This window comes from Flavobacterium sp. CG_9.1 (genome assembly GCF_015751645.1).
In the GTDB taxonomy this organism is placed as follows: domain Bacteria; phylum Bacteroidota; class Bacteroidia; order Flavobacteriales; family Flavobacteriaceae; genus Flavobacterium; species Flavobacterium xanthum.
In genome coordinates, this window is the sequence record NZ_JADOVC010000001.1 from 44,884 (window position 1) to 67,751 (window position 22,868).

The following is a 22,868-nucleotide window of genomic DNA, read 5'->3' on the forward strand; positions in this document are numbered from 1 at the left end:
TAGTTCTACTGATGAAAAGGATCTATTTTGGAATGACTGTAAATGAACGCTTGTACGTCGGAGGACTTTCTAATGATTTTGACACTTGTGTAAAAAAGAAAGATGTTGAAGGAATTAAAGCTATTTTAAAGAAAGTTGAACTGGATCAAGATACTATTGTTGAGATAATAAATAGTTTAGAACTGAACGATTAATTTTTCTATCGAATACTATCGTGAACATGCGTTTGCACACCGTTGTTCCACAACGTAAGAATGTCTGTTGCAACCGCTGCTCCACTGCCTGCTGCGATAGACAATTGGCTTCTCCAGCCTGCTAAAGTTCCAGTTACATAAATCCCTTCAGCGACTTTGTGATCTTTATTTTTCAACTGTATCCTTTGTTTTTCTGGAAGAGATTTTCCGTGAGGTTCAACATACTGCAACAAACCTTGTATAGAAAAAGTATTTGCGGCACCAACTCCAATTACGATCGTTCTAGTTTTATAAGTGGTTTTATTTGTGGTAATGCTAAATTCCGGAAATTCACCTTCAATTGCAAGGACTTTTTCATTAGGAATTTGTATCACGTGTGGATAGGATTCAGACAGCTGTTTAGTGCTTGTTTTCAGCAAATCAGATCCTAGTGTTCCAGCAGGAATTCCGTATGCGTTATTGAATAAAGCTTCTTGAAGAGAAGCTGTTTTTTGATGGGTAAAAACACCAATTTTTTTAGTAGCTACAAAAGGTTTGTTTTTTGCGGAACCCAAAACCAGGGCGCATGACATGCCTGAAACCCCGCCTCCAATAATTAAAACATCAAACACAATGATTACTTTTCATTGGTTTTTTCTTCGATTCTTTTGGATATTCTAAAGATCAACAAAATCATTACAGCGCAAAAAGAAGCTGCGATTCCAATAAAAGCAACAGCACTCTCTCCTTGAAATGGATTTCTAAAATCCAACAAAGTAACATTAAATAGGATTAGAGCAACTGCTAAAAACACCAAGATGTTAGTGAAAATTTTCATAATACGGTATCGTTTTTGTTTTTAAAGAAACAGATTGTTGGGTTTTTACACTGAAATAAAACTCCCTAAAATCTAATTGTTTTTAAAGTGTAACATTATGGGGTAAATTTAGGAAAATATATTTTAGACAAACAAACCTTTAACATTCGCAGCGAATAATTTAACAGCAATAGCCAGAAGTACTACACCAAAAGTCTTTCTTATGACTCCAAGTCCATTCTCTCCTAGCATTTTTTCGATTTTTGAGGATGATTTTAAAACAATGTAAACCAAAATAATATTCAAGATTATGGCAATCACAATATTAATTGTGTAAAATTGAGAACGCAAGGAAAGTAAAGTAGTCATGGTTCCAGCTCCTGCAATCAGTGGAAATGCCAAAGGCACAATGGAGGCTGAGCTTGCTTCTTCATCACGATAAATCCGTATTCCTAAAATCATTTCTAACGCCAGAAAAAACAACACAAAAGAACCTGCCACTGCAAAAGAGTTCACATCAATTCCAATTAATTTTAAAAGCTCCTCTCCGGCAAAAAGAAAAACAATCATGATGACCGCAGCAACAATAGCGGCTTTTTCAGATTCAATATGACCGTGTTTTGCCCTTAAATCAACAATAATTGGGATCGATCCCACGATGTCAATTACTGCAAAAAGCACCATTCCTACTGTGATTATTTCTCTAATATCTAATTCCATAATTTCTATTTCTCTTAAATGCAAAAGTATTGAATTTTGTTTGGTTAGAGGCTAGGTAAAATTTTAATTTATGGAAGGGGTATTTTTGCTGTAAAAAAAGCCTCCTTTTTCATGTCCTATTTTTTAATAAAAAACGTAACTATCTGAAAATCAATTTTTAAATTTGTGTTTATTTTAAAAAGGTAGTATTATGAAAAAGATAGTTGGGGTTTGTAGTATCGTATTTTTAGTGCTTTTTTGCGATGGAGTAGAAGCCCAAATTTTAAAAAAATTGCAAAGAAAAGTAGAAGACAAACTTGCACAGAAAGCAGCGGATAAAGTACAAGAAGAAGCGGAAAAATCCTTAGACACCATTTTGAATGCTGACGCCATGGTGATGGCTTATGGTAAAAATAAAGTGGAAGCCGCATTAGTTCCAAATTCCTATGCGTTCAGTTGGCAGTATTCCTTAGAAATTCAAAGTGGAAGTGAAAAAGCGATGATTGTAGATTATTTTTTGGAACCTAATGCGGAATATTTTGGTTTTAAAATGAGAGATTCTCAAGAAATGTTTGTGCTTATTGATAATAAAAACAAGTTGATCATTACCACTTTTAAGCAAGAAAGTAAAAAGGTTGCTATAGCAAGCAAAATACCTGATTATTCTGGCAAGATAGAGAAAGAGAATGAAAAGGAAAACGAAGCATTTTCATATAAAACACTTCCCAATAAAATAATCAGAGGTTATAATTGTAAGGGAATTCAAGCTACGAGTAAAGATTTCACCATGGTTTTTTACTATACCAATGAAGCCGAAGTGAGTTTTTCGGATTTGTTTAGCGCCCAGCAAAAGCAAAAAAATCCAGCTGTTTTGAAAAGTTATTTTAAACCAGGAGATAAACCTTTAATGATGACTACGAGCATGAAAGATTTAAAAAATCAAGGTCAAATTAGAACGATGACCTGCATTAGTTTAGATAAAAAAGCCAGTTCATTTGTTAAATCGGATTATACATTTCTGTAATTTGGTCTGTAATTTGTCTGGTTTTGTTTGCGAATTTATGATTTGCTGAAGTGCTTGTTTGGATTTCTTTGAATACCTTTGTCAAATGTTTCAACTAGGAAAAACCATCGTCTCAGAAGACTTACTCGAAAAAGATTTTGTTTGCAATTTAACCGCTTGTAAAGGTGCTTGCTGTGTAGACGGCGACGCCGGAGCGCCTTTAAGTCTGGAGGAAACTCAAATCCTCGAATCCATATATCCAATGATCAAACCGTTTTTACGAAAGCAAGGAATTGCTGCTATTGAAGCGCAGGGCACTTGGGTAAAAGGCACCGACGGAGAGCTTGAGACGCCTTTAATTGACAACAAAGATTGCGCCTATGTGATTTTTGATGGTAAAACCGCATTGTGTGGTATTGAGCAAGCGTACAATCAAGGTATTATTGATTGGAAAAAACCAGTTTCTTGTCATTTGTATCCCATTCGTGTAAAAGATTTTACCGAGTTTGCTGCCGTTAACTATGACAAATGGGATATTTGTGATCCAGCGTGTTCTTTAGGTCAAGAACTCGAAGTACCAGTATATAAATTTGTCAAAGAAGCCTTAGTTAGAAGGTTTGGTGAAGACTGGTATGCTGAGCTTGAAAAGGTAGCTGCAGACATGAAAAAATAATTTTCAAAAAAACTCTTTTTCTTTAGTATTGCATTTTAAAAATCCTATATTTTACGGTACTTCATAGGTGTTTTAATTTTTTAAATCGCTCATTTTGAGTGTTTTAAAATTTGTATGAAAACTATCCTGCTTTTTCTATTTGTTAAAAACTAAACAGGATTGTGAATAAGTTTGGCTTTTAATTTCGGCAATATTTCACAATCTTTGTAACTCACGAAATGATTAAAATTTCGTTAAAATTTCAAAAAATAAACTATCATATTATGACGCAAGTTGAACCAATTTTACAAGAAAATAAAAACCGTTTCGTAATTTTTCCAATTAAACATCATGATATATGGGAATGGTATAAGAAGATGGAAGCCAGTTTTTGGACTGCTGAAGAAATAGATTTGTCTCAGGATTTAAATGATTGGAATAACAAGCTTTCTGATGAAGAGCGTTATTTTGTGAAGCACATTCTTGCGTTTTTTGCTGCATCTGATGGAATCGTAAATGAAAATTTAGCGGAGAATTTCGTAAACGAAGTACAGTATGCCGAAGCAAAATTCTTTTATGGTTTTCAAATCATGATGGAAAACATTCATAGCGAAACGTATTCTCTATTAATTGACACTTATGTAAAAGATGAAGCAGAGAAAGATGAATTGTTCAATGCCTTAGAAGTTTTTCCGGCGATTAAGAAAAAAGCGGATTGGGCTTTGAAATGGATTGAATCGGATTCGTTTGCCGAAAGATTGATTGCATTTGCTGCGGTAGAAGGAATTTTCTTTTCAGGGGCATTTTGTTCTATTTATTGGTTGAAAAAACGGGGATTAATGCCAGGATTGACATTTTCGAACGAATTGATTTCGCGTGATGAAGGCGTTCACTGTGATTTTGCCGTGCATTTACACAACCATCACTTGGTGAATAAAGTACCGAAAGAAAGGATTAGAAGTATTATTGTAGATGCTTTGAATATCGAAAGAGAATTTATTACAGAATCACTTCCAGTGAGTTTGATTGGGATGAACGCGGTATTAATGACACAGTATTTAGAGTTTGTAGCGGATAGATTATTAGTGGAATTGGGTTGCGACAGAGAATACAATACTACAAACCCTTTTGATTTTATGGATATGATTTCGCTTCAAGGGAAAACAAACTTCTTTGAAAAGAAAGTAGCTGAATATCAAAAAGCGGGGGTGATGAATACAGATATCGAGGCTCAAAAAATAACTTTTGACGCTGATTTTTAATTAGTTTATCTGTAGTAAATTTTTTTTAGCCCCGATGGAAGGGAAAATCCTTTTTATTTTTTAGTCCCAGCGTAGCAGGACTATAAAATAAAAAGATTGGAATGACAGCGGGACTAGCTCCTAAAAAAGAAATTGAACTTTTTCCTCAAATCAACACTAAAAAATGAGTAAACAATGCAATAAATGAGATTGCTTTGTTCCTCGTAATGAATAACAAATAACAAATAACGAAAAACAGCGAAGGGATTTTCTGTTTTTAAAAACAAAAAAAGTATGTACGTAGTAAAAAGAGACGGTCACAAAGAGCCTGTAATGTTTGACAAAATCACGGATAGAATTAAAAAACTATGCTATGGTTTAAATGATTTAGTAGATGCTGTGAAAGTAGCAATGCGAGTAATTGAAGGACTTTATGATGGAGTTTCTACGTCAGAATTAGATAATTTAGCAGCCGAAACAGCAGCATCCATGACGATTGCGCATCCTGATTATGCACAATTGGCAGCGAGAATTGCGATTTCGAATTTGCATTCCAATACTAAAAAATCATTCTCAGAAACGATGAATGATATGTTCAACTATGTAAATCCGAGAAACGGGCAATACGCTCCATTGCTTTCAGAAGAAGTGCATAAAGTGATCATGGAAAATGCGGAGTTTTTAGATTCGCATGTAATATACAATAGAGATTTCAACTACGATTATTTTGGTTTTAAAACACTAGAGCGTTCTTATTTGCTAAAAATAAACGGTAAAATTGTAGAGCGTCCGCAACACATGTTGATGCGTGTTTCAGTTGGAATTCACTTAGACGATCTGAAGTCAGTGATTGAAACGTACGACTTGATGTCGAAAAAATTCTTTACACACGCTACTCCAACATTGTTTAACGCAGGTACGCCAAAACCGCAAATGTCTTCTTGTTTCCTTTTGGCGATGCAGGACGATAGTATTGATGGGATTTATGACACGTTGAAACAAACGGCCAAAATTTCGCAATCAGCAGGTGGAATTGGTTTGTCTATTCACAATGTACGTGCCACAGGATCTTACATTCGTGGTACCAACGGAACGTCGAACGGAATTGTTCCTATGTTGCGTGTTTTTAATGATACGGCAAGATACGTAGATCAAGGAGGAGGAAAACGTAAAGGAAGTTTTGCGATTTACATCGAAACTTGGCATGCGGATATTTTTGAATTTCTGGATTTAAAAAAGAATACCGGAAAAGAAGAGATGCGTGCTAGAGATTTATTCTTTGCGATGTGGACATCGGATTTATTTATGAAACGGGTACAGGAAGACAGTTATTGGACTTTGATGTGTCCAAATGAATGTCCTGGATTGTATGACGTTTATGGTGAAGAATTTGAAGCAATGTACGTTGATTACGAGAAACGCGGTAAAGGTAGAAAAACCATTAAAGCGCATGAATTGTGGGAAAAAATTCTAGAATCGCAAATTGAAACTGGAACACCTTACATGTTGTACAAAGATGCAGCAAACAGAAAATCAAATCAGAAAAATCTGGGAACCATTCGTTCATCGAATTTGTGTACGGAGATTATGGAGTTTACGTCTAAGGACGAAATTGCAGTTTGTAACTTGGCTTCCCTTTCCTTACCCATGTTTGTAGAAGACAAGAAATTCAACCACGAATTGTTGTACACCGTTACAAAACGTGTGACCAGAAACTTAAATAAAGTTATTGATAGAAATTATTATCCGGTAAAAGAAGGGGAAAATTCTAACAAACGACACAGACCAATAGGTCTAGGAGTGCAAGGATTAGCAGATGCCTTTATTATGTTGCGTTTGCCATTTACTAGTGATGAAGCTAAAAAACTGAACCAGGAAATTTTCGAAACGCTTTATTTTGCTGCGGTAACCGCTTCTATGGAAATGGCTAAAGAAGAAGGTCCGTACTCTAGTTTTCAAGGATCGCCAATGTCTCAAGGGGAATTCCAATACAATATGTGGGGAATGAAAGATGAGGAATTGTCAGGTCGTTGGGATTGGGCTTCGTTGAGAAAAGAAGTAATGGAACATGGCGTTCGTAACTCATTGTTAGTAGCTCCAATGCCAACTGCTTCAACATCTCAAATTTTGGGTAACAACGAAGCATTCGAACCCTATACTTCTAACATCTATACAAGAAGAGTACTTTCGGGAGAATTTATTGTCGTAAACAAGCATTTATTGCACGATTTAGTAGAACGTGGTTTGTGGAACGAAACTTTGAAACAAGAATTGATGCGAAATAACGGTTCTGTTCAGGACTTAAACATTCCGCAAGACTTGAAAGAATTGTATAAAACCGTTTGGGAAATGTCTATGAAAGACATTATCGATATGTCACGTCAAAGGGGTTATTTTGTAGATCAATCACAATCATTGAACTTATTCATGCAGAATGCCAATTATTCTAAATTGACATCAATGCATTTCTACGCTTGGCAATCTGGATTGAAAACAGGAATGTATTATTTAAGAACAAAAGCTGCGGTGGATGCCATTAAATTTACATTGAATAACGATAAAAAAGCAGAACCAATTGAAATTAAAGAGCAATCAATCGCTGTTCCTGCAGTAGCAGAAGCAGTAGAAATGACTTCTGATGAATACAAGGCCATGATTGAATTGTCTAAAAATGCCGATCCAGACGAATGCGAAATGTGTGGGTCTTAAATTGATACCAATCCAGAACGAAGCGATTTTATACTATTAAAAAACAGCCGTTTTCCTTTTTTATGAGGAGAATGGCTTTTTTTTAAGGAGCTGTTTCCTGCTATCCGTTGCAATCTTTTAATTTTTTAAGAAAAAAAGTAAAAGGATTTCCACTGCTATCAGGGCTAGGGAATTACGTTTATAAGTAGTATTATTATCTATTGAAATATTAATTCTCCGCTCGCGCAAGTGTCCCGCTTGTGCCCACAAATAAGCATAACCCGCAGGTCAATACAAAACTCAAAATAACTTTTTTATCTAAAAAAGTACTTTAAAACTACTACCCGTGTGAGAATTTCATAAATCAATCTTAAAATAGTGTAAATATAAAAGGCTCCGTAAAGGATATATTTGTAGTAGCAAAGGACATGATTATGAGAGTAATTGATTATACAAATAAATGGAGTGCGAATATCTTTCGATTATTTTATGCTACTTGTACCAATGATTTAGTGGTGAATTCTAAACAAGCAAGTGTTGTTAAGGATTTTTAATTTGCATTTTGCATCGAATTCAACCTAGTTTTTATGGCTGATAGTCATTGGATGAATGCAGCAGAAAAACATTGATCGTGATGTAAAAGCAAGCGGGACTACTATGAAGGCTCTTTTTAAAATTAATTGGTTGAAAATAGCATAGCTAGTATGGATTTTGGGAAAACTCAGATTAATTTCGATATGTTACATAAAACGAGACTATCGGAAAAGTAATCATTCGAGAAGTGACTCCAAAGTGCATTAGTGCTACTATTATTTTTAAAAGCAATCAAATTTTCACTTTTGGCTCTTTACAAATAGCAGCTATTCACCACGGTAAAGCAGTAAAAATTGACTATATTTGAGAAAGCAGTAAAACCAAAACTGTTATTTTCTAAACTAAAAACCTAAAAATGGAAACTAAAGAATTTACTATAACAGATGATTTATTAGCTTCTAAAGGCCAGCGCTTCTTAAATTTTATTATTGATCTATTGGTAGTTTATATGTTCACAGTTGGCATAGGAGCAGCTGTAAACATTATTGGAGAATTGACAGAAAATTATAGTCTAGCGGAATGGATTATTTCTTTAACGCTAATTGAAAACATATTGTTTATGCTCGTAGTACTATTTTTTTATTATTTAATTATGGAGCTGTATTTCTCTAGGACGTTTGGTAAATATTTTACCAAAACAATGGTAGTTAAGCATAATGGCAGTAAGCCAAACGTAAAAAGTATTGTCATACGAACGCTAGTGCGCATGGTTCTTATTGAAGCCTTTTCTTTTTTATCAGACAACGCAAGAGGATGGCATGATACTTTATCTGTTACTTATGTTGTAAATAAGCATGAATTTATATCAAAAATGAAGTTGTAATCATTATTATTTTCGAATTTCAATTGGAATAGCTGTCATTTTTGGCAGCTTTTTTTATTTCAACTGGCATCTTTTTCTTTATATTCGCTCATTAAAAATTCAGAAATTACAACTATCAAAGATGAACTGGGAACAACTTTTATCACTAAGACGACAAGGAGACAAAGGAAAGCGATTGCGTATCGAACAAGACGACACCCGTTTGGGCTTTGAAGTCGATTATGATCGCATTATATTCTCAGCGGCTTTTAGAAGTTTACAGGATAAAACGCAGGTTATTCCTTTGTCGAAAACGGACTTTGTGCATACCAGATTGACTCATAGTTTAGAGGTTTCGGTTGTAGGCCGTTCTTTAGGCCGATTAGTGGGAAAGAAAATCATCGAAAAATATCCGCATCTCAAAGAAGTTCACGGTTATCACATGAATGATTTTGGGGCTATCGTAGCAGCAGCCTCACTGGCGCACGATATCGGGAATCCTCCTTTTGGTCATTCGGGTGAAAAAGCCATAGGAGAATATTTTTCCATTGGGAGAGGACAACAATACAAAGACCAGCTTTCTGAGAAGGAATGGCAGGATTTAATAGATTTTGAAGGGAATGCCAATGGTTTCTCAGTGCTTACGGCTAGTCGTCCAGGAATTGAAGGGGGACTCCGAATCTCCTACGCGACCTTGGGAGCTTTTATGAAATATCCGAAAGAAAGTCTGCCCAAAAAACCAACGAAAAATATTGCTGATAAAAAATACGGCTTCTTTCAAACTGACACCTCTTTTTTTCAGGAAGTAGCTGCTGATATGGGTTTGATTCCAAATAAATCAGGAAACGATATTGGATTTGAAAGGCATCCTTTGGCTTACTTAGTTGAAGCAGCCGATGATATTTGCTACACAATTATAGATTTTGAAGATGGAATAAATCTTGGATTAGTCTCCGAAGATTTTGCATTGGAATATCTGATAAAGTTGGTAAAGGATAGTATTGATACGTCTAAATATAAAACATTAGAAACCAAAGAGGATAGAATTAGTTATCTGCGCGCTTTAGCAATAGGAAGTTTAATAAATGATGCCGTCAAAGTATTTGTTGAAAATGAGACGCTGATTTTAGATGGAAAATTCCCTTTTGCTATAATGGATAAAAGTAAATACAAGGCACAGATGGATGATATAATTAAGATTAGTGTCGATAATATTTACCAAAGCCGCGAAGTAATTGAAAAAGAAATTGTGGGTTATCAGATTATTCAAACGTTATTGGATAAATTTATTACCGCTTACAATAATAAATTCAATGGAAATGCTTCTAATTATGATGCATTAATTTTAAAACTATTACCAGAGAAACATCACCTAGAAAAAGAAAATTTATACGGTCGATTACTACATATCTGCCACTTTATTTCCTTGCTTACCGATGGTAATGCGTTGTTATTTTATAAAACAATAACGGCTGTAAAAAATTAACAATTGTGTGTTCATTATTAATTTGTTAATGTAGATTTAAAAAATTAGATTTGTTTTTGGATTTATTTATTGACCAATTAATAATTTTTTATGAAAAAAAACATACTTTTTTTACTTTTTTTAATACCATTTTATGCTTTTTCGCAATCTAATAGAGAAGTTATTCAGCAATATTTAACTACGCCGAGTGCGAAAAGCATCATTTCAAATCGTGATTTTAACGACTGGGTAATTCAGAGTGAAGGCGGAACTACAACTTCTGGAATCCAAAACTGTTATGTTATTCAGCGTTACCAAGGAATTGAAATTTTTAGGGCAGTTTCTAACTTTTCTTTAAAAAATACAAAAGTAATTGATGTTCAAAAAAGAATAGTTGATAATGTCTCCCAGAAAGTAAACGCAACAAATCCAACTTTACTTGCAACGGATGCTCTAGTGAAAGCCTATTTTCATTTAGGCATAACAACCAATACTACTTTTTCCGTTTTAGATAAATTAGGGTCACATAAGTTTAGGATAAGTAATGGTACTGGGACTGAGGAACCGGTAATTGGTACTTTAGTGTATCACCAAGCAAAAGACAATAAATTGGTCTTGGCATGGGATTTTACAATTCACACTCCAGTTCATGATCATTTGTGGAGTGTTAGAATCGATGCGTTAAATGGTAAAATGTTAGAAAAAAACGATTTAGTTGTTTCGTGCAGTTTCCATCAAGAGCAAGCCTTTTCGGTAACAAAAAAATCGCAAATAGAAAATTTAGGGGCAACTCCTAAACAAATTTATACTGGGCCTTCTTCTTTTGTGCCGGGAGGCGCTTATCGTGTTATTCCATTTAATTTTGAAAGTCCAAGCCATGGTCCTTTTCAATTAATTTCGAATCCTTCAGATGCTAAGGCATCTCCTTATGGCTGGCATGACATTAACGGTCAAGTTGGTCCGGATTATACGATAACCCGAGGTAATAATGTGTGGGCTAAAGATGATTTTAAAGCAGCTAATATTGATGATGGAGCGAGCCCAGATGGAGGTGTAGACTTAATGTTTGATTTTCCTTATGGAGGAACAAATATAGCCGCATCCACATATATTAATGCAGCTAATACCAATCTTTTTTACATGAATAATGTAATGCATGATGTCTGGTATCAGTATGGTTTTGATGAAGCTAGTGGTAATTTTCAAGAAAACAATTATGAGCGTGGTGGAAAGGCGGGAGATTATGTAAATGCCGAAGCTCAAGATGGTTCGGCAGCGGCACCTCCTAGTTTGAACAATGCAAATTTTTCTTCTCCTGTAGATGGTAATAGAGGTAGAATGCAAATGTTTTTATGGAATAGAGGTCCTGAAATTAGGCCTTTAATTATTAATTCACCATCAAGTTTGGCAGGAAATTATGTGGCAACTCAAAACTCTTTCAGTCCAGGACGTATTGATTTGCCTATCGCACCTCAATTTTTACAATCTGATTTGGTTTTATATTTAGACAGTTCTGGTGGCACCTCACAAGCATGCGTAACGCCTTCCAATAGAGCGGCTTTAAATGGTAAAATTGTTATACTTAGAAGAGGAAGCTGCAATTTTGTGGTCAAAGTAAAATCAGCGCAAAATGCTGGAGCGATTGCTGTTATTGTAGTGAATAATGAGGAGGGAAATATATCGATGTCAGGTGCCGATGCAGGAATTACGATACCCGCAATTAGCGTTAATAACACTATTGGGGAAGATATAATTAACCAAATGACGACAGCCCCTGTAAATGTAAAAATACAAACACAATCTACACCATTTGTTAATGCAGATGGAGATTTTGATAATGGTATAATTGCGCATGAGTACGGACATGGAATCTCGATTCGTTTGGCTGGTGGAAGTAATAATTCTAGTTGTTTGAATAATAAGGACCAAATGGGCGAAGGTTGGTCTGATTGGTTTGCATTAATGATGCAGTTGAAACCGGGAGATTTTGGTGGTGCAAAAAGAGGAATCGGTACGTTTGTTTCTTCTCAATCTCCGGATGGATTGGGAATTAGAAATTATGTGTACTCAACAGATAGAGCTAATAATCCGATGACTTACGCCTTTACTAATAATTTTCAATCATTCGACGCTAATGGTGTTGAGGAAACTTCTGTTCACGGAGTAGGATCTGTTTGGGCCACTATGCTATGGGATTTAACATGGGCTTACATCAATAAATATGGGTATGACAATAATAAATATAGTGGTACAGGAGGAAATAACAAACTGATGCGAATTGTTTTAGATGGTATTAAATTACAGCCTTGTAGTCCAACCTTTGTAGATGCCAGAAGTGCAATTTTAGCAGCTGATCAAGCCATAACAGGAGGAAAAGATTATTGTATGATTTGGGAAGTTTTTGCAGCTAGAGGTTTAGGTGCAAATGCATCAGCGGGTAGTACGGATGTGGGTAATGATCAAATTGAAGATTTTACGAGACCATCTGCTGGACCAAACTGTTCGTTAGCTGTTGTTGATGTTGATAATCCTAATGTCATGAGTGTTTTTCCAAATCCATCTAACGGAAATATTACAGTGCGAATTAACAACTATAGTGGTACGGTCGATATGAAAGTAGTTGACATTTTAGGAAGAGAAGTTTATTCTATCACTAAAGAAGATTTTAACAACGAAAAAATGTTTAATTTAAACCAACTCACTCCAGGTATTTATATAATGGACATTAAAGGAGAAGGATTGAGCTACACAGAGAAAATCATCATAAAGTAATTTTATTTTAAAGAGTCCCGAAAGTTTTTTCAGGACTTTTTTATTTAAAATATATATTCTATTCCAACCCCAATAGCTTGTCTTATTTGTGTTTTTGGTCCCTCAGTTACTTGTATTCCTGCGATTTCTCTTTTTGATTTGATGTCGTCGTCGTAAATTACATGTGCTCCAATATTAGCTTTCACATATTGATTTACCACGAGCTCTACTTGCAAATCACAATCAATATCAATGTTTCCAAAACGATTTACATAATCAGAATATAAACTCAACCGATTTTCTAAAATGATATTTTTGAAAATCTCTTTTTTGTATTTATTAGTAATTAAAAAACCAAGTTCAATTTTTGATTTTTCCCCTTCTGTAAGTAGATTTCCATCTAAATCATAAATGGCTTTAGGAACGCCAAAGGCTCCTTGATCAGCAAGTCTTTGATCTAAAACTAGGGTGGTTTTAAAGGTAAATGGCGAGATATAAAATGTTCTTCTCTTTTCCTTATCTATGTTTTCAGCACCTATTCCCATAAAAATGTATGCCGGAGCAAAAGGTTTTGAGATGGCTTTTTCCGTATTTGGATAGGCATAACCATTAGTGAATTGCGTATTGAAATTAAATTTAGCCGAATGGAACCAATTAGATAGCGTGTCTTTTCGATAGCCAAAAGTAGAGTTAAACTGAATCGCATCTTCTGTTTTTCGTAAGTCTATTCCGTCTTGTTTATTCAACCCATATTTAAAAATTAGTTCGTTTGACCAATTGTAATTACTTCGGTTATAAACTCTGTGGAATTTACCTTTAAATAATCCTGAAATCGAACTAGTTCCTCCTGCACTCCAATTGATAAAGGCGACTTCAGAAATATCAAATCCTAAACTGTTTTTTTTACTCCAATAGGTTAAGGGAAGGTAATGCGTTTTAGTTTGTATTTTGAGTGGTACAGTTAGCGATTTTTTTGCGCCCAATACTGTAATGGCAGGTCTAATCGTATCGTATAAAAATGTTTTTGTTACTTCTTGAGATAAACAATTAAAAGAGATGGAGCAGGTAAGGAATAGTAGCGTGTAGGTTAACAATTTCATTAAGGGGGCGTTATACGGATTATAGGTGTTTTTTAGTCAATAATTTTCTTCTACAATACCGATATGCAATGAAAACAGGCTCACTATATACTGGCTATTTTGAATTCATCACCGATTTTGTTTAAGAGGGCAAAATAATTATTTTAATAGTTTGAAAAAAGGATTTCAAGACTTTTAACGTCAATTTTGCAGTATTGTTGTAATTCAGCTACAGTTCCCTGTTCTATAAATTCATCTGGAATACCAAGAACGGTTATTTTTGAGGTATAATTATTTTCAGAGGCAAATTCAAGAATCGCACTTCCAAAACCCCCTTTTACAGTTCCGTCTTCAATAGTTACTATTGTTTTAAAGTTGTTGAATAGGATATGTAATACCTTTTCATCTAGTGGCTTTACAAAGGGAAAATCATAATGTGCAATAGTTTCTGGATGTTGCATTTTGGCTATAGCCAAAGTAACATTGTTACCGATGCTCCCATTTGATAAGACAGCAATTCTTGAGCCTTTCTTATTGCAAATGCTTCTACCGATTTCTATTTCTTGATACTTTCCTAAATTTGTAGCTTGCCAATTAGTAATTACTCCACGTCCTCGTGGATACCGAATCGCGATTGGATTATTTAATCCTAATTGGGCGGTATATAAAATATTTTGTAACGCAATTTCGTCGCTAGGGGCATATACAATCATATTGGGTATACAACGCAAGTAGGCTATATCAAAAACACCGTGATGTGTTGCTCCGTCTTCTCCCACTAAACCCGCTCTGTCCAGACAAAAAATCACCGGAAGATTTTGTAAAGCCACATCATGAATCACCTGGTCGTATGCTCTTTGCAAAAATGTAGAATAAATATTGCAATAAACGATCATTCCTTGGGTTGCCATTCCTGCGGCTAAGGTTACCGCATGTTGTTCTGCAATTCCAACATCAAAGGCCCGTTTTGGGAATTCATCCATCATAAATTTTAGCGAGGAGCCGGAAGGCATCGCAGGTGTAATCCCTATAATTTTTTCGTTTTTTCTAGCTAAATCTAAAATGGTCAAGCCAAAAACATCCTGATATTTAGGAGGTAAGTTTTCTTCGGATTTGGGCTGAAGCGCTCCAGTTGTAGCATCAAATTTGCCAGGAGCATGGTAAATTACCTGATTTTCTTCGGCTTGCTGTAATCCTTTACCCTTCGTTGTAATGATGTGAAGGAACTTGGGTCCTTTTATTTTTTGTAAACGTTTCAATTCTTTAATTACGGCAAAAATATCATGACCGTCAATAGGTCCCGAATAATCAAAATTCAATGATTTAATCATGTTGTTCTGTCTCGGATTTTTCCCTGCTTTTACAGCAGTTAAATATTGTTTCAAAGCGCCTACGCTGGGATCAATACCAATAGCATTATCATTTAGAATGACTAATAAATTAGCATCAGTAACTCCGGCGTGATTTAAGCCTTCAAAAGCCATTCCTGAGGCTATCGAGGCATCGCCAATGATTGCAATATGTTGTTTGTTGTAATCTCCTTTTAAATTAGAAGCTATTGCCATTCCCAATGCTGCCGAAATAGAAGTAGAGGAGTGGCCTACGCCAAAGGTATCATAGACACTTTCACTTCTTTTTGGGAAACCGGAAATGCCGCCCAACTGCCTGTTGGTGTGAAAATTATCTCTTCTTCCCGTTATTATTTTGTGTCCGTAAGCCTGATGACCAACATCCCAAACCAATAAATCATTTGGGGTATCAAAAACATAATGCAAGGCGATCGTAAGTTCGACAACACCTAAACTAGCTCCTAAATGCCCCTCTTTGACGGCGACAATATCGATAATGAAGTTGCGCAACTCTTGAGCCACTTGAGGTAGTTGCGTTTCCTCTAGTTGGCGTAAATCGGCGGGGTTGTTTAGGTTTGAAAGTAAATTAGCTGACATAAAGCAAATATACGATTTGGAATTGTATTTTTACATTCGATAAAAAAACTTGTTCCACAAAGAATTTAAATTTGCAAAATTTGCCGTCGATACCATGATAAATCCTTTCACTGACGAATATTTTATGAAAAAAGCGTTGCAGGAAGCTGTCATGGCTTTTGATAAAGAGGAAATTCCTGTAGGCGCCGTTATTGTCATTGATAATAAAGTGATTGCCAGCAGTCATAATTTAACCGAATTACTCCATGACGTTACGGCTCATGCGGAGATGCAATCTATTACTGCTGCTGCGAATTATCTTGGTGGGAAATATTTGATTGGTTGCACGCTTTATGTCACACTGGAACCTTGTCAGATGTGTGCAGGCGCTTTGTATTGGAGTCAGATTTCGAGAATTGTATACGGTGCCACAGATGAAAATCGTGGTTTTGTCAAAATGGGTACACAATTGCATCCTAAAACCAAAGTGGTTAGCGGTGTGTTAGCCGCAGAAGCGGCTGATGTAATGAAGCGTTTTTTTAAAGAAAAGAGGAAATGAACAAGACGCTCCTCTCTTTATTTCAATTGAGAATTGAATATGCGTTCTCGTTTTATTGCCGCGAATTATAAAATTAGTGTCAATTTTTAAATTACGAAACTTTCTATTTTTAAAATATTAAAAATCTCTAAAACAGGGAAGTACACGATCCTTAGTCCCAAATTCAAATATATTTTGTATAAGATATAACTTATTTTTTGATACTTTCATTTAGAGAATAACTATGTTTGTAATTTATTAAAAAAACCCGTCTCGCTTAAAGCTGACGGGTTTAGTACATTATATTAAAATCGAAATTGTTTACTTTATTATAATGCTAATTTACTGATCAACTACGCAAGCATAGCTTTACATGCCGATGCACACTTGCGACAAGCGTCAGCACATTTCATACACTGTTCCATATCTGTATGTTTTTCACATTCCGCTGCACATGCAGTACACGCTTCTTCACATTTTTTGCAAAGTTCATCTAAATTGTCTGCATTATTTTTACTTGCAGTAATTAACTCATTGCAAGCGTCCTTACAGGTATTGCAAAGTTCTGTGCAATTTTCCATTCCTGCCATTCCCTTGTTTTCAGTAGCGCAGGTTTCGCATGCTTCAACACATGTTTCACAAGCTGCAACGCAACTTTCCATTTTTGTATTTTCCATTTTGGTAGTGTTTATAATAGTTCTTCAGAAACCCTGTTGCCTGTTCTTCAGTTTCGCTGTTGCTCGATTTTAAACAATAATTTTTTAAAGCAAAGCGGTTAATTTTTTCTAGTTTTTTATGTCCAAATAGCAACTCTTTATTAAAGAGTTAGAAAAGATTGCTTAAACTTGCTCTAAATTTATTTGCTGTTACGGTTTCTTTTTAAAACAATAATAACAATAATTATAATTACAACAGGCGGAATTACCCACATTCCCCAACCCATTCCTGAACTCCAGTTACTATCATTCATCATAATTAAATCAATAAATATAAAATTAAGTATGATAATGGGATATACTATTGTATAATTTTAGGAATAAGTTTCATAATTGCCACATGGTTTTGCGTGGAATGATTAGTATAGGTTATCATATAAATCATCCATTATCTCCATTTGTAGAAAAACCCGTCTCCATCTTAACAAAATGTCTTTTAAATTTTTAGGTACCGTTGTGAAATAATTTAGGAATTTTTTTTGGGTGTAGAGCGCAACTATTTTTCTATCGATTAAAGAATATAAATGGAGGGGCAGGTTAAACGTACTATAAAATGCTAATTAAAGGGTTTTATTAGAGGTGTTGAGATTATATTTAGTTTTAACAGATAATTTTTTTTAAAAAAACCTAGCTAATAGGTTTAGTTAGTAATACTGCTACTATTTTTCTGGGCTATCTTATTTAGACTCTTGCATTGCTTTTAAAGGACCTTATTTTCCCATTTTTCTTGCAATTATTTTTATTAGTTTCTATACTTCTCTTGCCAGCTTTGCTCTTACAACCTTTTTGTTGCTTTGAGAAAGAGGTTCGATTGTTGTTAAATTTGAGGCTTTTCTACGTTGATTTATGGCGCTAAATGGATTTTCTATTTGTGGTTTTGATGGAGCAAATTTTTATTTATTTGTAGGAAGAGGGCATAGTGTGATAAATAGGAGCGTTTTTTTAAGTTGGTTTTTTAATATTAAAAATAGCTGTTTAGTGTTCCAATGTCGAAACACGTCCAGAAGCGTGAGGGATTGCAATGGAAATCCTTTATGGAACGCAGTGGAGTAAAGATTGAAGTGAAAAGCCCGACCCGCAGTTTTTACGCAGGGTCACGCCCAAAACAAAAAACCCTTACATCGCTGCAAGGGTTTTAAATATGAAATCATAAATCAGATTGCTCCTTTGTCGGAATGACAAATAGGACTAGTATCTGTAATATTCTGGTTTGAATGGACCTTCAACAGGAACTCCAATATAATCTGCTTGATCCACACGTAACGTTTCTAGTTCAACACCTAATTTAGCTAAGTGTAACATGGCTACTTTCTCATCTAAATGTTTTGGCAACATGTATACGTCATTGTTGTATGCCGCACTGTTTTTCCACAATTCGATTTGAGCTAGCGTTTGGTTAGTAAATGAGTTACTCATTACAAAACTTGGGTGACCTGTAGCACAACCAAGGTTTACTAAACGACCTTCAGCCAAAAGGATGATGTCATTTCCAGCAATGGTATATTTATCTACTTGTGGCTTGATTTCCACTTTTGATGCACCATGGTTGGTGTTCAACCATGCCATGTCAATTTCGTTATCAAAATGTCCAATGTTACAAACGATAGTTTTGTCTTTCATTTTTTCGAAATGAGATCCTAAAACGATATCTTTATTTCCAGTAGTTGTGATGATAATATCAGCAGTTGCAATAACAGTATCTAATTTTTTCACTTCAAAACCGTCCATTGCCGCTTGAAGCGCACAAATTGGGTCAATTTCAGTAACGGTTACAATAGACCCAGCACCTCTAAACGAAGCTGCAGTTCCTTTTCCTACATCACCGTAACCACAAACAATTACTCTTTTGGCAGCAAGCATTATATCAGTTGCACGACGAACTGCATCAACTGCAGATTCTTTACAACCGTATTTATTGTCAAATTTCGATTTAGTAACCGAGTCGTTTACATTGATAGCAGGCATAGGCAATGTTCCCGCTTTTACTCTTTCGTACAATCTGTGAACTCCTGTTGTAGTTTCTTCAGACAATCCTTTAATTCCAGCAACTAATTCTGGGTAACGGTCAATAACCATATTCGTTAAATCTCCACCATCGTCAAGAATCATATTCAATGGTTTTCTATCTTCACCAAAGAATAAAGTTTGCTCAATACACCAGTCAAAATCTTCCTCGTTCAATCCTTTCCACGCATACACTTGAATACCAGCAGCAGCAATTGCAGCAGCAGCTTGATCTTGAGTAGAGAAAATGTTGCATGAAGACCAAGTCACCTCAGCTCCAAGCGCGATTAAAGTTTCAATCAAAACCGCAGTCTGGATTGTCATGTGCAAACATCCTGCAATACGAGAACCAGCAAGTGGTTGTTCGTTTTTATATTCAGCACGAAGCGCCATTAAACCTGGCATTTCAGCTTCTGCTAGTTCAATTTCTTTTCTTCCCCAAGCCGCTAGAGAAATGTCTTTTACTTTGAAAGCCACAAAAGGCATAGTTGTAGTACTCATTTATAGTATATTTGTAAGTGTAAATTTTTTGCAAAATTACATAATAAGTTGTGATTTTAAAAGGAATCACAAATATTTATGAATTGTTTAATTTTGTAATGTTTTAAAAATCAGTAAAATAATTTTTTTAAGCCCAATATTTTTTAATTTTTGGAGCTATTTCCCGCTTTTTGTTGCAATCTTTTTATTTTTAAAGGAAAAATAAAAAGGATTTCCACTTCAATCGGGGCTAAAAATCAGAATACTACCATGCCATTATTCAAAACCATCCACTTTAGTACAGACACCCAAATTCTAGTTTGGAAAATAACCGAATCCTTTGAAGAGCTCCACAATCAAGTTCAGTTAAACGATAAAAATGCTATACGTCTCCAGGGAATGAAATCGCAATTGCACCAGCGTGCTTTTCTCAGTGTTCGGAAGTTGTTTCAAGAACTAGGCTACAGCGATTTTGATCTGTATTATGACGAATTAGGAAAACCACATTTACATGACGGCAAACACATTTCGATTACCCATTCCCATGAGTTTTCGGCGATTATCGTAAGCAGTAAAACCGTAGGAATCGACATCGAATTGCAGAGAGACAAGATTATCCGAATCGCAGATAAATTCTGCGACTCAGAATTTCAGTTTTTATTGCGTCGCGAGACTTCGGGCTTCGGGAGTGAAAACCAAAGTGATTATATTCGGAAATTGACTGTAATCTGGGGCGCCAAAGAATCCATCTTCAAAATCCGAAACGAAAAGGGAATCAGTTTTAAAAATCACATCAAAGTGCAATCTTTTGAAATAAAAGATAAACAAGGGCAAACGGAACTTCATTTTGGCAGCATAATCAAGGATTTTAACATCCATTTTGAAGAAATAGAGAATTTTACATTGGTCTACGCTTTTCAAATCAGCTAAGCATGTTCCCGGCTTTTAAAAATATTCATAAAAAGGAAAGTACTCATTTTTTGGGCTCTACGTTTTAGAATCTCTACATTTTCGCCTTCAAAAAGTTCGTCCAAAGTTGCAAACCACAAATTCAACCATACTCCAAATAAATTGGAAGTAATTTGATGGTTGAATTTTTTGTCTACAGCATTATGGACTGTGATTGGATTTCCGTTGTAATTTTTTGTACCCAAGATATTCGCTTCCCAAAAGTCGGTCAACTTTTCTAGATGTTCTTCCCAATCCGTTATCGTTTCATTAAAGAAAAAACCGATTTCCTGATCTGCTCTTATTTTGTCATAAAAAGTCCGAACTAAAAGTTTCAGATCGTCACGGTTTTCAATTTGCTTTTTCATTAAATGATAATCTTGTTAATAAATATTAAGGATATGCTCAAAATAGCGCTAATTATAGTAAAGTTGAAAATTACCTTATGTTTCATTTGCGCCAAAATCGAAGTGTTTACCAACATGCAAATTAGAACAATCAAGCCTAATTGAAACATTTGTATCAAACTAGTTCCGTTGCGAAGAATGTTCATTGCAGCAACTGAGCCCAGACAACTTTGTCCAATAACGATTAATGTTGCAAAACCTATGAAATTGTTGTTGAAGTCGGTAAGTGTTTTGTTATATAGTGTCATAATATTTGAATTGTTTGTTACTGCAAATTTACAGGCTCTTGAATTCACTATTTTATGACCTACATCATAATGATGCTTACTGTACGGCAGCTGTTTTACTATTTGTCAAATTTAGTCATCCTTTGATTGAGCCTTTGACAAAGCTTCTACTTAACGGATATTGTTTATCGATACACTTTTCTATTGACGATTTTAAGTTCTCCTTTTTTTTCTAGTGTTTTGATGGCTCTTATTACGGTCTCGACACGAAGTCCCGTCAAGTCACCCATTTTTTGCCGCGTCAAATCAATATGAAAACCCTCTTGCTCCTTCTTAAAATTAAAATAAGCAATCGAGTAGTCAAATAATTGTAATAAGCGATGCTCTGCATCTTGTGTGGAAATCTCAGCAGCCATAACCGATTTATAATGTAATCGGCGAGCTAAATTTTCAATCATGATAATGGAAACAGCTGGATTTTCAGCTATTAATTTCAAGAAGTTAGCTTTTGAAACACAGATTAGCTCGGAGTCTTCTACAGCTTCAGCATTAGCGGGATAGGTTCTTTCTAGAAACAACGGTGGTTCACCAAAACATTGTTTATCATAAAAAAATCCTTGCACGAATTCCCTGCCTTCATCATTAAAATTATTCATTTTTACTGTTCCTGAAATAATCTGGTAATAATGAGTGGCAAAGTTATCCTTCTCGAAAATTATTTCTGATTTTTTGTAGAGCCTTCGCACTGCATCATATTTTTCGAGCATTTCAATTTGGATCATAAGCTTGTTAATGTGAAGTTTGTGAATCTATAAGCAAAGATAAGTTTTCTTAAAGTAATGCTCACTTTCAAAAAAACGTATACTTTTACGCCGATTATGAAAAATGAAAAGCAGAATATATACAGTCAGATACTCGAGGCTAATGTAAAGAACCAAAAATTATTGGCCATTCTTCTTGATCCAGATAAAATAATTTTAGAAAATGTTACCCATTTAATTTCAAAAATTAAGCAGTCACCAGCAACGCATATTTTTATTGGTGGAAGCCTTGTGGAAAAGAATATTCTAGACGAATTAATTTTAAAGATAAAGATAAACTGTGATTTACCTATCGTACTTTTCCCCGGAAATCCTTCGCAGATTTCTGATCAAGCCGATGCAATTTTGTTTTTATCATTAATCTCAGGAAGAAATCCTGATTATTTAATTGGACATCAAGTGAAAGCAGCACCTATTTTAAAAAAAACCCAACTCGAAATCATTGCCACTGGATATATGCTCATTGAAAGTGGTAGCGAAACTGCGGTAGAAAGAATCAGCAAAACTAAACCTTTGGACAGAAACAATCTCGATTTAGCTCTGGCAACTGCACAAGCCAGTGAGATGTTAGGCAATAAATTGATTTATCTGGAAGCGGGAAGTGGTGCTAAGCGCGCAGTTCCACTGGATATGATTCGATTAATTTCAAAAAACATCACAATTCCGCTGATTGTTGGAGGCGGAATTATAGATTTGCAGGGAATTCAGAAAGCCTACGATTCAGGTGCAGATTTGGTCGTAATAGGAACTGCTTTTGAAAAGGACGTCTCTTTTTTTAATTAAAGTGTGTTGCTTACTGATTTATAATTGGAGCGCTACCAAATTGGCCATTCGTTTA

21 protein-coding genes are annotated in these 22,868 nt (G+C 35.1%); 11 read left to right on the plus strand and 10 right to left on the minus strand.

Annotation, left to right across the window (positions count from 1 at the left end; translation table 11 throughout):
• The first annotated feature begins 11 nt into the window (after positions 1 to 11).
• Positions 12 to 194 carry a hypothetical protein gene (locus IWX83_RS00225; protein WP_073352532.1) on the plus strand — a complete coding sequence of 61 codons (183 nt, stop codon included), beginning with the start codon at positions 12 to 14 and terminating at the stop codon, positions 192 to 194.
• A gap of 5 nt (positions 195 to 199) precedes the next feature.
• On the opposite strand, the gene IWX83_RS00230 is transcribed toward IWX83_RS00225, so the two are convergent.
• The 3 genes from IWX83_RS00230 to IWX83_RS00240 all read right to left on the minus strand — a co-directional run bounded on the left by IWX83_RS00230 (position 200) and on the right by IWX83_RS00240 (position 1,710).
• Positions 200 to 805 (minus strand): FAD-dependent oxidoreductase, encoded by a 606-nt coding sequence (locus IWX83_RS00230; RefSeq protein WP_196826850.1) that lies wholly within the window; start codon positions 803 to 805, stop codon positions 200 to 202.
• A gap of 5 nt (positions 806 to 810) precedes the next feature.
• Positions 811 to 1,011 (minus strand): hypothetical protein, encoded by a 201-nt coding sequence (locus IWX83_RS00235; RefSeq protein WP_073352527.1) that lies wholly within the window; start codon positions 1,009 to 1,011, stop codon positions 811 to 813.
• A 123-nt stretch (positions 1,012 to 1,134) separates the two neighbouring features.
• Positions 1,135 to 1,710, minus strand: a complete 576-nt coding sequence (locus tag IWX83_RS00240) for a MarC family protein (protein WP_231379743.1) — start codon at positions 1,708 to 1,710, stop codon at positions 1,135 to 1,137.
• A 190-nt stretch (positions 1,711 to 1,900) separates the two neighbouring features.
• On the opposite strand from IWX83_RS00240, the gene IWX83_RS00245 reads away from it, so the two are divergent.
• The 7 genes from IWX83_RS00245 (at position 1,901) to IWX83_RS00275 (ending at position 12,906) form a co-directional block, all read left to right on the plus strand.
• Positions 1,901 to 2,713 (plus strand): hypothetical protein, encoded by an 813-nt coding sequence (locus IWX83_RS00245; RefSeq protein WP_196826852.1) that lies wholly within the window; start codon positions 1,901 to 1,903, stop codon positions 2,711 to 2,713.
• Positions 2,714 to 2,798: 85 nt separating this feature from the next.
• Positions 2,799 to 3,365 carry a DUF3109 family protein gene (locus IWX83_RS00250; protein ID WP_196826854.1) on the plus strand — a complete coding sequence of 189 codons (567 nt, stop codon included), beginning with the start codon at positions 2,799 to 2,801 and terminating at the stop codon, positions 3,363 to 3,365.
• Positions 3,366 to 3,628: 263 nt separating this feature from the next.
• Complete coding sequence (locus tag IWX83_RS00255; RefSeq protein WP_066080813.1) at positions 3,629 to 4,606, plus strand: ribonucleotide-diphosphate reductase subunit beta; 978 nt, start codon at positions 3,629 to 3,631, stop codon at positions 4,604 to 4,606.
• A 273-nt stretch (positions 4,607 to 4,879) separates the two neighbouring features.
• A complete protein-coding gene (locus IWX83_RS00260; protein WP_196826856.1) occupies positions 4,880 to 7,294 on the plus strand; it encodes a ribonucleoside-diphosphate reductase subunit alpha in 2,415 nt (804 codons plus the stop codon).
• A gap of 928 nt (positions 7,295 to 8,222) precedes the next feature.
• Positions 8,223 to 8,690 carry an RDD family protein gene (locus IWX83_RS00265; RefSeq protein ID WP_196826858.1) on the plus strand — a complete coding sequence of 156 codons (468 nt, stop codon included), beginning with the start codon at positions 8,223 to 8,225 and terminating at the stop codon, positions 8,688 to 8,690.
• Positions 8,691 to 8,811: 121 nt separating this feature from the next.
• Positions 8,812 to 10,155, plus strand: coding sequence for a dGTP triphosphohydrolase (dgt, locus tag IWX83_RS00270; RefSeq protein WP_066080676.1), 1,344 nt, complete (start codon positions 8,812 to 8,814; stop codon positions 10,153 to 10,155).
• Between the two features lie 90 nt (positions 10,156 to 10,245).
• The gene (locus IWX83_RS00275) at positions 10,246 to 12,906 is read left to right on the plus strand and encodes a T9SS-dependent M36 family metallopeptidase (protein ID WP_196826860.1); all 2,661 of its coding nucleotides are present in this window, start codon (positions 10,246 to 10,248) and stop codon (positions 12,904 to 12,906) included.
• Positions 12,907 to 12,950: 44 nt separating this feature from the next.
• Here IWX83_RS00275 and IWX83_RS00280 read toward each other — a convergent pair whose 3' ends face one another.
• Positions 12,951 to 13,985: a DUF3078 domain-containing protein gene (locus IWX83_RS00280; protein ID WP_196826862.1), complete on the minus strand. Its 1,035-nt coding sequence runs from the start codon at positions 13,983 to 13,985 to the stop codon at positions 12,951 to 12,953.
• A 143-nt stretch (positions 13,986 to 14,128) separates the two neighbouring features.
• Positions 14,129 to 15,910: a 1-deoxy-D-xylulose-5-phosphate synthase gene (locus IWX83_RS00285; protein ID WP_196826864.1), complete on the minus strand. Its 1,782-nt coding sequence runs from the start codon at positions 15,908 to 15,910 to the stop codon at positions 14,129 to 14,131.
• A gap of 94 nt (positions 15,911 to 16,004) precedes the next feature.
• Between IWX83_RS00285 and IWX83_RS00290 the strand changes: the two genes are divergently transcribed.
• Positions 16,005 to 16,448, plus strand: coding sequence for a nucleoside deaminase (locus IWX83_RS00290; RefSeq protein ID WP_073352638.1), 444 nt, complete (start codon positions 16,005 to 16,007; stop codon positions 16,446 to 16,448).
• Positions 16,449 to 16,780: 332 nt separating this feature from the next.
• Here the strand turns inward: IWX83_RS00290 and IWX83_RS00295 are convergent, their stop codons facing one another.
• Positions 16,781 to 17,104 (minus strand): hypothetical protein, encoded by a 324-nt coding sequence (locus IWX83_RS00295; RefSeq protein WP_196826866.1) that lies wholly within the window; start codon positions 17,102 to 17,104, stop codon positions 16,781 to 16,783.
• Between the two features lie 1,227 nt (positions 17,105 to 18,331).
• Positions 18,332 to 19,648, minus strand: coding sequence for an adenosylhomocysteinase (gene ahcY, locus IWX83_RS00300; RefSeq protein ID WP_132065532.1), 1,317 nt, complete (start codon positions 19,646 to 19,648; stop codon positions 18,332 to 18,334).
• A gap of 249 nt (positions 19,649 to 19,897) precedes the next feature.
• Here ahcY and IWX83_RS00305 point away from each other — a divergent pair, with 249 nt between their 5' ends.
• Positions 19,898 to 20,557 carry a 4'-phosphopantetheinyl transferase superfamily protein gene (locus IWX83_RS00305; RefSeq protein WP_196826868.1) on the plus strand — a complete coding sequence of 220 codons (660 nt, stop codon included), beginning with the start codon at positions 19,898 to 19,900 and terminating at the stop codon, positions 20,555 to 20,557.
• On the opposite strand, the gene IWX83_RS00310 is transcribed toward IWX83_RS00305, so the two are convergent.
• From IWX83_RS00310 to IWX83_RS00320, 3 genes are all read right to left on the minus strand, one after another.
• The gene (locus IWX83_RS00310) at positions 20,554 to 20,943 is read right to left on the minus strand and encodes a group III truncated hemoglobin (protein ID WP_196826870.1); all 390 of its coding nucleotides are present in this window, start codon (positions 20,941 to 20,943) and stop codon (positions 20,554 to 20,556) included. The two genes, IWX83_RS00305 and IWX83_RS00310, sit on opposite strands and share 4 nt — an antisense overlap.
• Complete coding sequence (locus tag IWX83_RS00315; protein ID WP_196826872.1) at positions 20,943 to 21,230, minus strand: hypothetical protein; 288 nt, start codon at positions 21,228 to 21,230, stop codon at positions 20,943 to 20,945. Before IWX83_RS00315 ends, IWX83_RS00310 begins: the two co-directional genes overlap by 1 nt.
• Before the next feature lie 164 nt (positions 21,231 to 21,394).
• A complete protein-coding gene (locus IWX83_RS00320) occupies positions 21,395 to 21,991 on the minus strand; it encodes a Crp/Fnr family transcriptional regulator (protein ID WP_196826873.1) in 597 nt (198 codons plus the stop codon).
• 57 nt (positions 21,992 to 22,048) lie between these two features.
• On the opposite strand from IWX83_RS00320, the gene IWX83_RS00325 reads away from it, so the two are divergent.
• Entirely contained in the window at positions 22,049 to 22,813 is a 765-nt protein-coding gene (locus tag IWX83_RS00325) for a geranylgeranylglyceryl/heptaprenylglyceryl phosphate synthase (RefSeq protein WP_370568381.1), read from the plus strand.
• The last annotated feature ends 55 nt before the right edge of the window (positions 22,814 to 22,868 follow it).

Excerpts from the sequence above, each read along its gene's own strand:
- IWX83_RS00245 (WP_196826852.1), top strand. The coding sequence starts at position 1,901 with ATGAAAAAGATAGTTGGGGTTTGTAGTATCGTATTTTTAGTGCTTTTT.
- IWX83_RS00280 (WP_196826862.1), bottom strand. The coding sequence starts at position 13,985 with ATGAAATTGTTAACCTACACGCTACTATTCCTTACCTGCTCCATCTCT.
- IWX83_RS00285 (WP_196826864.1), bottom strand. The coding sequence starts at position 15,910 with ATGTCAGCTAATTTACTTTCAAACCTAAACAACCCCGCCGATTTACGC.
- IWX83_RS00325 (WP_370568381.1), top strand. The coding sequence starts at position 22,049 with ATGCTCACTTTCAAAAAAACGTATACTTTTACGCCGATTATGAAAAAT.
- IWX83_RS00235 (WP_073352527.1), bottom strand. The coding sequence starts at position 1,011 with ATGAAAATTTTCACTAACATCTTGGTGTTTTTAGCAGTTGCTCTAATC.
- IWX83_RS00255 (WP_066080813.1), top strand. The coding sequence starts at position 3,629 with ATGACGCAAGTTGAACCAATTTTACAAGAAAATAAAAACCGTTTCGTA.
- IWX83_RS00305 (WP_196826868.1), top strand. The coding sequence starts at position 19,898 with ATGCCATTATTCAAAACCATCCACTTTAGTACAGACACCCAAATTCTA.
- dgt (WP_066080676.1), top strand. The coding sequence starts at position 8,812 with ATGAACTGGGAACAACTTTTATCACTAAGACGACAAGGAGACAAAGGA.
- IWX83_RS00265 (WP_196826858.1), top strand. The coding sequence starts at position 8,223 with ATGGAAACTAAAGAATTTACTATAACAGATGATTTATTAGCTTCTAAA.
- ahcY (WP_132065532.1), bottom strand. The coding sequence starts at position 19,648 with ATGAGTACTACAACTATGCCTTTTGTGGCTTTCAAAGTAAAAGACATT.
- IWX83_RS00320 (WP_196826873.1), bottom strand. The coding sequence starts at position 21,991 with ATGATCCAAATTGAAATGCTCGAAAAATATGATGCAGTGCGAAGGCTC.
- IWX83_RS00275 (WP_196826860.1), top strand. The coding sequence starts at position 10,246 with ATGAAAAAAAACATACTTTTTTTACTTTTTTTAATACCATTTTATGCT.
- IWX83_RS00250 (WP_196826854.1), top strand. The coding sequence starts at position 2,799 with ATGTTTCAACTAGGAAAAACCATCGTCTCAGAAGACTTACTCGAAAAA.
- IWX83_RS00225 (WP_073352532.1), top strand. The coding sequence starts at position 12 with ATGAAAAGGATCTATTTTGGAATGACTGTAAATGAACGCTTGTACGTC.
- IWX83_RS00310 (WP_196826870.1), bottom strand. The coding sequence starts at position 20,943 with ATGAAAAAGCAAATTGAAAACCGTGACGATCTGAAACTTTTAGTTCGG.
- IWX83_RS00295 (WP_196826866.1), bottom strand. The coding sequence starts at position 17,104 with ATGGAAAATACAAAAATGGAAAGTTGCGTTGCAGCTTGTGAAACATGT.
- IWX83_RS00315 (WP_196826872.1), bottom strand. The coding sequence starts at position 21,230 with ATGACACTATATAACAAAACACTTACCGACTTCAACAACAATTTCATA.
- IWX83_RS00240 (WP_231379743.1), bottom strand. The coding sequence starts at position 1,710 with ATGGAATTAGATATTAGAGAAATAATCACAGTAGGAATGGTGCTTTTT.
- IWX83_RS00290 (WP_073352638.1), top strand. The coding sequence starts at position 16,005 with ATGATAAATCCTTTCACTGACGAATATTTTATGAAAAAAGCGTTGCAG.
- IWX83_RS00260 (WP_196826856.1), top strand. The coding sequence starts at position 4,880 with ATGTACGTAGTAAAAAGAGACGGTCACAAAGAGCCTGTAATGTTTGAC.